At 58.3% G+C, this 9,537-nt stretch carries 9 protein-coding genes and 2 pseudogenes; 3 read left to right on the forward strand and 8 right to left on the reverse strand.

The annotated features are described in order from the left end of the window. Positions 1-640: IS21 family transposase (locus AC5JJ6_RS27595; protein ID WP_496045138.1), on the reverse strand; the 640-nt coding region annotated here is incomplete at its 3' end. 224 nt (positions 641-864) lie between these two features. Between AC5JJ6_RS27595 and AC5JJ6_RS27600 the strand changes: the two are divergent. Beyond that, a pseudogene (locus AC5JJ6_RS27600) lies at positions 865-1,248 on the forward strand (transposase); the annotation flags it as partial. 32 nt (positions 1,249-1,280) lie between these two features. On the opposite strand, the pseudogene AC5JJ6_RS27605 reads toward AC5JJ6_RS27600, so the two are convergent. The 5 genes and pseudogenes from AC5JJ6_RS27605 to AC5JJ6_RS27625 all read right to left on the reverse strand — a co-directional run. After that, positions 1,281-1,388: pseudogene (locus tag AC5JJ6_RS27605) on the reverse strand (IS630-like element ISAli3 family transposase); the annotation flags it as partial. A gap of 139 nt (positions 1,389-1,527) precedes the next feature. Further along, entirely contained in the window at positions 1,528-2,142 is a 615-nt protein-coding gene (locus AC5JJ6_RS27610) for a hypothetical protein (protein ID WP_496045139.1), read from the reverse strand. Further along, positions 2,139-3,026, reverse strand: coding sequence for a hypothetical protein (locus AC5JJ6_RS27615; protein ID WP_496045140.1), 888 nt, complete (start codon positions 3,024-3,026; stop codon positions 2,139-2,141). Before AC5JJ6_RS27615 ends, AC5JJ6_RS27610 begins: the two co-directional genes overlap by 4 nt. A 317-nt stretch (positions 3,027-3,343) precedes the next feature. Further along, the gene (locus AC5JJ6_RS27620; protein WP_496045141.1) at positions 3,344-4,297 is read right to left on the reverse strand and encodes a replication protein RepA; all 954 of its coding nucleotides are present in this window, start codon (positions 4,295-4,297) and stop codon (positions 3,344-3,346) included. An 830-nt stretch (positions 4,298-5,127) separates the two neighbouring features. Then, positions 5,128-5,307, reverse strand: a complete 180-nt coding sequence (locus AC5JJ6_RS27625; RefSeq protein WP_496045142.1) for a hypothetical protein — start codon at positions 5,305-5,307, stop codon at positions 5,128-5,130. Positions 5,308-5,421: 114 nt separating this feature from the next. Here AC5JJ6_RS27625 and AC5JJ6_RS27630 point away from each other — a divergent pair, with 114 nt between their 5' ends. Beyond that, a complete protein-coding gene (locus AC5JJ6_RS27630) occupies positions 5,422-6,240 on the forward strand; it encodes an IS6 family transposase (RefSeq protein WP_496045143.1) in 819 nt (272 codons plus the stop codon). A 194-nt stretch (positions 6,241-6,434) separates the two neighbouring features. On the opposite strand, the gene AC5JJ6_RS27635 is transcribed toward AC5JJ6_RS27630, so the two are convergent. Together AC5JJ6_RS27635 and AC5JJ6_RS27640 are read right to left on the reverse strand one after the other, a co-directional pair. Beyond that, entirely contained in the window at positions 6,435-6,788 is a 354-nt protein-coding gene (locus AC5JJ6_RS27635) for a type II toxin-antitoxin system Phd/YefM family antitoxin (RefSeq protein ID WP_496045144.1), read from the reverse strand. An 845-nt stretch (positions 6,789-7,633) separates the two neighbouring features. Next, the gene (locus AC5JJ6_RS27640) at positions 7,634-8,497 is read right to left on the reverse strand and encodes a transposase (RefSeq protein WP_496045145.1); all 864 of its coding nucleotides are present in this window, start codon (positions 8,495-8,497) and stop codon (positions 7,634-7,636) included. Positions 8,498-9,196: 699 nt separating this feature from the next. Between AC5JJ6_RS27640 and AC5JJ6_RS27645 the strand changes: the two genes are divergently transcribed. Further along, positions 9,197-9,537, forward strand: a 341-nt coding sequence (locus AC5JJ6_RS27645) for a ParA family protein (protein ID WP_496045146.1), incomplete at its 3' end; no start/stop codon positions are given.

Consider the following 9,537-nt stretch of genomic DNA (forward strand, 5'->3'; position numbering starts at 1 on the left):
AGCTGGCATGGGTGATGCCGGTCTTGAGATTGTCGGGCACCAGCTTGGGCACGACCCCGTCAAGGTGGCTGAACAGGCGGACATGGCTGGCCAGCCAGTCCTCGGCGGTCTGGGTCCAGGTCGCTTCGGCGTAGAGATAGCCGGAGAACGGCAGGCAGCCGACGAAGATGCTGGGCTGGCGCGGTCCCTCGGCCGTGCTTATGGTCAGCGCCATGCCGGCATAATCGACCTCGCAGGCTGCTCCCGGAGCATGCTCGCGCCGCATCCGGGGTTCGGTGCTGGCGCTGGTGTGATCCAGGTAGTGGCGCCGGAACTGGCTGTAACTGTAGCCGTCGCGATGCTGCTGGCGATATTCTTCCCAGACCAGCATCAGGGTGACGCCGCGCCTGCCGAGCTCGGCCGAAACCCACTGCCAGTCCGGCATCGGCCGCTGCCCGGGCAGTTCGGCCCGCTGAAACAGCAGCGCCTCCACCGCCTCCTCGCTCATCCCGGTAACATCGGCGTAGCGAACTCCAGCCGCCGCGGCGCGGGCCAGGTAATCGCTCACCGTCGTCTTCGGCATGCGGATCGACTGCGCGATCTGCCGCTTGGAATAGCCCAGCTCGTGGGCCAGCCTCAGAAGTTCCTTCACTCGTCGCATGTCTGACCTTTCCCGCGGCATGCTTCGTCCCCCTGGACTGGACCAAAGAGACAGTCATACCGCGCCTGTGAGGTCAGACGCTCAACTCGCCTTCTACGTGTGCTGTCCTGCTTGAAAACAGGTGGTCGAAATCATGAAAACGGCTGTCCGGTTTCCATGAACATGAGCGGTCGGTTTCGATGAACACAACTGTCCGAAATCAATGAAAATATGCAATCTGGATGGCGCCCGACCTCAAAGCGGCGGAGCGTGCTCTTGATACCTTCGAGAAGAAGTACGGCGCCAAGTACTCCGGCGCCGTCGAATGCCTGACCAAAGATCGTGATGCCTTGCTGGCCTTCTACAACTTTCCCGCCGAGCACTGGGATCACGTGCGGACAACAAACCCCATAGAAAGCGTCTTCGCCACGGTCCGGCACCGGACGGTCCGCACCAAGGGCGCGCTTTCCCAGGACACCGCCAAGCTCATGGTCTTCAAGCTGATCTCGGCAGCATCCAGAACCTGGCGACGGCTTCAGGGTGAAAACCAGTTGCCCAAAGTCATTCGGGGCGTCAAATTCCGCGATGGCATCAAGGTCAGCGTGCCGACATCACACACCGCCGCCTGATCACCTCGTCACCCAAATTCCGCTATAGCTCCGGCGCCGAAGATGTAGGCCCACTCGTCGCGGAGGTCCGTGGGCCGGCGAGGCCGGCTGCCCTTGGCGGCCCAGACGTATGTCAGGGTTCCCTGCTGGCCGACACTTGCCCGCTAGACCGAACCAGTGGCAACATTTATCATGCGGCTGCTTTGATCAGCATGTCCGCATGTGCCTGCGCCGGTGTCCTGTACTACCCCCGAACTCCGATTTTTTGTTAAAAATTTTAGTTATTTAACAAATAGCGTTTTAAAGACGAGTTGATTGTTGGGGGACCGAAGACGATCGACTATCAGGAACAGTGGCTAGCTTCTCCAGACTGTACGGGTTCGTCCTGCGGCTGTAGGCCCGCATCTCCTCGGTCCGTCTATCCATCTCCTGTTTCCATTCATTGCTCAACCGCAGCGCCAAGTGTCGGAGATCGCCCAGCCGCTTCCTGCGCCTTTCCATCTCTTCCCTGATCGATTCGAGCATTGCGTTGGCATCGGGAAGACGGCGGTAATGCGAAGGCCATGATGTCCACATGCTTCGAATAGCTTGCCTGAACAGGTCGCGTGGCCACAGGCCCATGATTTCGACACTGAGATCAAGGGCAAGGTCGTCCTCCGTCATTGAGATGCCACGATCCGCAGCGAATGCCGCCAAGCAGCGGAGAACCTCCGAAGGGCCGACCGGTGTCATGATTTCCTCCGCTTCCTTGATCAGGGCCGGCAAGTAGCTGGCCACTCGCTCTGTACCATCCGGCAGAAACGCTGCCGGATCTTCGGCGAAGGACAGCGCGTTGCTGATCTGAATCTGCACTTCGGGATCGCAAATTGGAGCAGCAGCAAGTGAAGTTGTCCGCCTCAGGGCTACGATGGTCATAATGCGGCTCCCCGGCGACGATTGATTCTCTCAATGCAGGCGTCGGCCGCGGCAAGATTGCTCTCGTGCAGTGAGGCGGCGGAAGCAGCAGTCTTGCCTGTGCGCCGCCACTGCCCTTCGCCGCCTCTATGACTTGGCGTCACGCTTGACTGCTGCAGTCTGGCCCAACTCTTCAGCGCCCAGCTTCGCCATGCCGCCGAGTGATCCTGGTAGAACCGCCCCTTAGCGCGGCAACCGGTGATATATTCTTGGGTGTGCCGGAGGATGTCGAGATTGGGACAGTGCTTTCCAGCCCACGTGAGATCGGCCGCCGTCGGCACCCAATGTTCATCGACCAGCGTTGGTTCCAGACTGGTTCGTTCGCTGCCTTCCCTGCCCTGCTCTTGTTGTAAAGACCAATCATTTTCGGGCCTCACGCGCCTGGGGGTGGAAGTATGAATCTTAGAGTCCTGATTCGTGTAATGATCGGATACAGGGGGTGTCACGTCTTGTGACAGGGATATGTCGGATCGACTGACCGTTTCATCGCGATTGCCGCAGGTCTGACGGAGCACAGAGGGTACGGGCACGTCGGCAGCGGCAACATTGCCGTCGGCGTGGATCTGGATGCGGTAACGACAGGCCACTTCCCCGGCGCCAGACTCATAGCGTCTTTCCTTCACCAAGATTCCAACGTCGCAGAGGTGGGCGATGGTCCGATTCACCCGCGACCTAGACACCTTGAGCTGACGGGCAATCTGTCCCTGGCTAGGCTCGATGCCGGAACCGTCCGGCGCCATATAGGTCGTGAGATATGACAGCACGGCGAACTCATCGATGCCGATCGCAGGGTGTCCGAGCCATGCTGAGGACACGACTCCCCAGCGACGATTTTCTGATTTCATCAGTCGTCTCCTTAAAAGATGGAGACAGGTACAGCTCTCCTGTCAGCGGCCTTTTCCGCTTGGCAGGGACTGATTTATCGAATAACCTCGGACTTGTTGTGTTTGGAGGTTATTCGATCTCCTGTCTAAGTTTAGGTTCCAAGCGCTTCACAGCGGGGGTGTTAGATCGGTGACACGATCTAATTTCTCCGCTGCGCCTGCGCCATCTGTGCGCTCTTAATCCATTGTGTCAGCCTTCTCGATCGTAGTGGCAGCTTGCCCATCGTGGCGGCAGTCTTGTTTAACACCGTTAACCAGTTCTTAATAAGGACACGATCTTAAAGGTCTAAATTACCTTGCCCTTCAATCGTCCGGACAAGATGAATTTTCGACTCAACAGGCATCCGGCTTGGACTCAGCATTACTCCCTTGTCGACCATTCGGAGTTTTGCCTCCGGATAAACCGCCAAAGCCATGTTAAGCGGTTCGACAAAGCACCGCTTGAACACCCTGGCCTCCTCAAAACCAGCACCGAATTGCCTGTATAGGGCACTCCATTCGACCATCTTGTCCGCTCTAAGGTTTGGCAACAGGTAGGCAAGCCAGACATAGATATCGAGGGCCATGGACTTGCCGCTGATCTCCCGAACAGCCGATTCACGGAGAGGGACTGGCGAGGACATCATGGCCTTAAAGAACACGTCGCCCAGCTTGACGCAATCTACCCACGGACTCGGCTGATCGACTTCAGGCGTATGGGCGAACCTGAACCCTGATTTGATGATTGAGTCCTTCTCGAAGCCCTCCCCTTCGTCGCCGTGATAGAAGAAGGTGAGGTTACAGGCCGACAGGCGATTCGCTTGCTCGCGAACGAGATCGCGAGACTTCCCGCCCAGGGGAACATTCATCCTGAGCATCCAGTCCCTCATACTGCGACCTAATTCCACTTCAGGTGATCCAGTTCTCTGAGCCTGAGACTGAAGGTACAGGAGGATCATTCGTGCACGAGATCCGAATGGTACACCGAATTGCGTCGTCTTGCCGTTAATCCTCAACGTACCAGGCATAACGACGAGCGTGAGGTTCTCGCCAGGGCGCTCCCAGATCGCAGTAGGGTCAATTTGGCGGTGTGGTAGCGATGTGAGGCAGAAGCCGGAATACGTGATGCCGGTCTCGCTTTCGCTCTCCATTACATTGGCCGCGAGATCAACGAGTCGTCGTTCACTCTCCGCAACCAGCTGTTTCGCCCTCTCGCGACCATGTAGAGCTATCAATCCATGCAAGTCAGCCATCAAACCCTCCTAGTCCCCTCTGGAAATCAACTACTTTCAATGCCCATAGCGCAATGGGGGACTTTAGGTGCAGGCACGTTTTCGGCATTGATCGGAGCTTTGCACCTAAAGTCCCTGGGATAACTCACGTTTTGAACCCAAAGTCCCCGCATTGTCGGTATGGTTGTTCGGATTGAGCCTTGTTGCAGCCGAAAGATTCACTTCAAAATCGGCGAGGAGAGAAGAATCGTACAGGTGAGAGAATAGGAACTTATGTGCAACTCACAGAGCTATTAGCGAAATCCGAGCTTTCGGCGCCGCTTGCACCTAAAGTCCCCACTACCTGAGGAACAATCGACGCCGAAAGCCAAGTGGGGACTTTAGGTGCGTGCAACATTGTGCACCTAAAGTCCCCACTCTTCCGCGTGACTGCAGACTGCGAGGCAACAGGTGAGAAGGACGGCGCTAGCCAGACAGCCACGAGGTGGCGGAGTGGGGACTTTAGGTGCAGGACTAGTGACAATTCCAATGATGTCTGCACCTAAAGTCCCCCAGACGAATGGGTGAGAAACGGGCAGTAAGGGGTTGGCTTCACGGATTCGGCTGTCGATCTTGAAGATTTGCCAGAGGCTCGGCCATAGGAGATGAGGGCTTTTGGCAAATTTAATAAGATTTCGGGGCAACTTGTAGGAAGACGCGTTGGCGGTTGGATTTGCGGATCCGTTTTGAGCGATCAAGAGAGCCAAGATGAACTACCTACACTGCTATTTGTATCTGCACTTTCCTCTAATTCCCGCGAAAGCTGGCAGAAGCAGCGGGAGATGATGGCATCTCACCTGTTCTAAGGAGCACTATTCAACAATCTTTGCCAACGCTTCCTCAATCTCGCGCAATTCCGCTTCCAAATTGTCCCTGTCACGCCGCAGCTTTTCCCGTCGTGTTTCCAGATCAGCACGCGTTGTTACTGGTTCGCCCATGCGTTTCTGCCGCCAAGCCACTAATTCAGCACGCCGCAGGTCCGGACGGATCAATCCATCCTGCTTCGCATGCTCCAGTGAGGTTCTGTCAGATTTCAGGGCAGCTTGCCGAAAGCGCCATCAGTGGATAGGTTCCCCGGCCCATTTTGAGAGATCAAGAGAGCCGCCATGGCCTGCCCGCATTGCCAATCGTCGTCCACCCGCGAGCGGGAGGGGCGAACGGTTCATGGCTTCCGGCGTTTCCGGTGCCGGGAGTGTGGGCGGCGGTTCAACGAGCGAACCGGCACGGCACTGAACCGGGTCGAGGTGCCGACGGACATCGTGTTTCTCGTGGTCCTCTGGAGATTGCGCTACAAGCCCAGCCTGCGCAATCTGGCGGAAATGTTCCTGATCCGCGGCATCGTGTTCACCCACGAAGCGGTTCGGGACTGGGAAGCCAAGCTGGCGCCGCTGCTCGCCGAGGGCCTGCGCAAGCGGCGCGCCGGCAAAGCCGGCCGCTGCTGGCACGTCGACAAGACCTATCTCAAAATCGCCGGGGAGTGGTGCTATCTCTACCGGGCGATCGATCGAGACGGTAACCTGGTCGACGTTTACCTGAGCGAAAACCGCGACATGGCAGCGGCCAAGGCGTTCCTCCGCTCGGCCAGGTCGGTCACTCAGGTCGAGCCCGAGCAGGTCACCACCGACGGACACACCAGCTACCCCAGGGCCATCGCCGACGAACTCGGCACGGACGCCAATCACCGCACCAGCCAGTACAAAAACAACGTGATCGAGCAGAATCACCGGGGCATAAAAGGGCGCTATCGGCCAATGCGCGGCTTCAAGAACTTCAATGCGGCTCATCGCTTCTGCCGAGCCTTCCATGAGGTCCGCAACTTCCTGCGACCGGCTACCTACATCAACCAGAACATCTCGCTTGCCCGTCGGCGGGACATCCACGTGCAGCGCGTAGCCGCGCTGCGGGACCTGATCTCCGCCGCCTGATACAGCTTATAGTAGTCAGGCGTGTGCTCACTGCACTGCTTGCCCTGAAACCTGACAGAACCGGTTCTTGCCGCCGCATGATCATGCCGACAGCTGGGCAACGCCGGCAGAAAATATACAACACTGCTATTGTCCGTCCACATCTTCTGCGTGTGCATTGAAAATGTGGAAGAACCCCCATCATGGGCACCGTCTTAGAAACTCACGCCGGCGATAGGCGGGTTCGGCACCTGGCCTGTCATGGCTCGCAGTCTGAGGGTCTTGCCTGCCATGGTGCCATCATTTATCCGTGCGATACGCTCATCGAAGCGCCTCGTCAGATCAACCACAGGATCGGTTGTAGCCGCAGACGGAGCAGACAACGCCACCATCACTCTGTCGTATTCTTCCCTGGACATGATGACCAAATCAGCATAGCCATCGCTCAAAATTGCAATGCGGCCTTTGGATCGCACTTCTCGAACAACCTTGCCCCAATTGTCCTGCACCTCAGTAGAGCTGCAAGCCGGGAGGCTTTCAACATCAATGATGTAGCTACGTGCGGTCACAGCCTGCTCCCTTGGACGGACGAAAACATCCCTGACATGGATGTTATATCGATAATCGACGATCCCGCCATCCCATTGGGCTCGCGAAGCGCTCTAAAGGGCATTATCACAGGAACGTTGGCAGTCGGGAGAATCAGGAACCGTAAATTCTGAAAATTCAGAGTCTGTTTGTGCGCGCCAGGCGAAGCTGGCGCGATCCAGCCGGTGGAAGTCCGGTCCAGGAAGGGGGTAGCGCCCGCCTGGTAGCGAGTGTTGCAGGATCATCGGCGACGATGGTCTTGAAGCGTACACAGCGAGACGATGAGGACTGTATTGAGCCTCGAAAGACTCTTACCGTGGAGGCCGAGGCGCTGCAAACCGCCGCAGGCAACATGTGCGGGACCGTTATGCGAGGGACCGTCGCTCCACCGGGGTCTGAGACCAGTTCGAGCCGTCAAGGATCGTGTCGGAACCTGGGAGACCTCATGCTGCCCGCAGTCGCCACGGCGATCCCGGGCCACGACAGGAAGTCCTATGGACGACGCTGCCGGGGAAGGTATGAGGAGTCGGACGACTGCATAGTACCGATGAAGCCTCGAACAACACCGGCCGACGGGTCGGGGGCGGAGAGTGTGGAGGGAAGGCGGCCGGTCGAAGGAAGGGTAAAGGCCAACGCATGCTCCGGACACAGAGCCGGAACCGGCATGTCACCAACAGCCTGAGCCCACGGATCGGAACTGGATGGGCCGCCCAAGCCCCGAATGCCGGTCGCGTCTGACCTTCGACAGGAGCCCGGTGCGGGAAAGCCGCACGCCGGGATCTGCGCGGGGGGCAGGAGGCAACTCCTGTCCCTACCGCGACAGACGTCAGGCGCTAACTTGCTGGGTGACAAGGCGGACCAAGCGGCGGGACAGGATGGAGATGAAGGCGATCTCGATGAAAGCGACGAGGTGCTCCTCGGTCCGCTCAAAGATGGTATTCAACCGGCGGTAGCGACTAACCCAAGCCAGGGAGCGCTCAACCACCCACCGAATCTCCTCCGGGATGAAGGTTCCGCCGTGACCGCCAGCGCTGGGTTGGATGCTGATGAAAAGCGCCTCGCCGGCCTTGGACAGCCGTTGACCGCGATAGCTGAGATCGCCCAGGGCGGTTCCCTTGAAGCCGCAGCCGGCAAGCTGATGCAGCACTGGGACGATGCCCTTGCTGTCATGCATGTTAGCTGCGGAGACGTTGATCGCCAGCAGGAAGCCGTATTTATCCACGGCTAGGTGGATTTTGATACCCTTGATCTTCTTGCCGCCGTCGAAGCCGCGCCCGAAGCAAGTCGGTGCCGAATGACAGAAGCGGCTGTCGACGATGACGGCGCTGGGTTCCGCAGTGTCGCCGCAGACCTGCCGCCAGGCCAGGATCAAGCGGTTGAGCAGGCGTCGCCACAGGCTGAGGCGGGTCCAGCGAGCGAACAGCGTGTACAGCGTGCCGAACGCAATGTCGCACAGCAGACCGATGGCGCGCCACTGCATGCCGCAGAAGCACACGCACCAGTTTGCCGTGATCGCTCTGCGCAGCGCCGCTCCGGTCAATGGCGACTTCGGCCCGGAGCGGGTCGACCGGGTGCCATCCACCGCCATGGCCGCGAGCTCCGCCAGCACTGCGTCAACGAAGGCATCGACGTCACTGAAAGCATCCCACGAGGCTGAAGAAGTCTTGGCGGGTGTGAAGGCGGTGCCCATATGCTGCGGATCCGGTGGCTGTTGGCGATGGCCACAGACATAGCCTGCTGCCCTCCCGCGCGTCAGCCCTCATTCTCCTCAAAGTAGCATCCCGATCAGCATCGGCTGGCACGAGCCGTCTGCGAACAGGCTCTGACATGCCGTTAGCCAACCATGCCGACCCTCATCAGGGGAAGTCCTCACGTCAGATCGTCACACCCATCAATCGGGAAACTGACCAAGTCCGTACCGCAGTTCCGGGACCAAGTGCCGACTCGACGCACTGTGACAGCCACATCCATCGCTTGCCGAAAGTGGCCGGTTGAACTGGCAGCGAAAAACTGACTGAAGCAAAGGCTCTCCGGCAAAAACCGCGATGTCGAGATACAAGCGCATCCTTGGTGACCATCGGCACGTCGTCTCTCAACTGCATGATCGATTGTCGGACGCTTGGACTCCGTCCGCATCGAGTAAACGATCAGAGAGTGAGGGCCTACTGCATCTACATTGACCTTAATGCACCAAGGGTATTTCAGGTGATATGACCTCGGCTGACGACAATGTCATGCACGCTTGACAATGTCGTCAGCATACTTTCCTCGTAGCGGCGGTACGAGCAGATGATGCTGTCTCATTAATCATCAACGTAGTATGGATACTCTGGTAGGAAATTCAGTGACAAGGTCTATGATGTCAGCAACTGGGCGCAAGGCTAAAAGCATGGAGGCTTCAAAGCCATCGAAACCCGCCACAGCAAGACGGATGAAATACCTTCTGCTTGCAAGCGCCAAAGGCGGGTCGGGAAAATCTACCCATGCTTTGAACTTGGCGGTATGCGCCAGCCATTCAGGCCTCCGCACGGCGGTGGTCGACTTCGACCGGCAGGCGACACTGTCGAATTCCATCGGTCGCCGACCGCCTGAGGCTCCGGCCATCGATGTCTACGCAGTCCCCATTGATCAAGCCGCCGAGGGGCTTGCTGAGATCGAGGCTGAGGACGCCGCCGATCTCGTGGTTCTGGACACGCCGCCCGGCGTCGAAGACCATCCTGAAGCCATGCA

Source organism: Skermanella sp. (assembly GCF_059503625.1).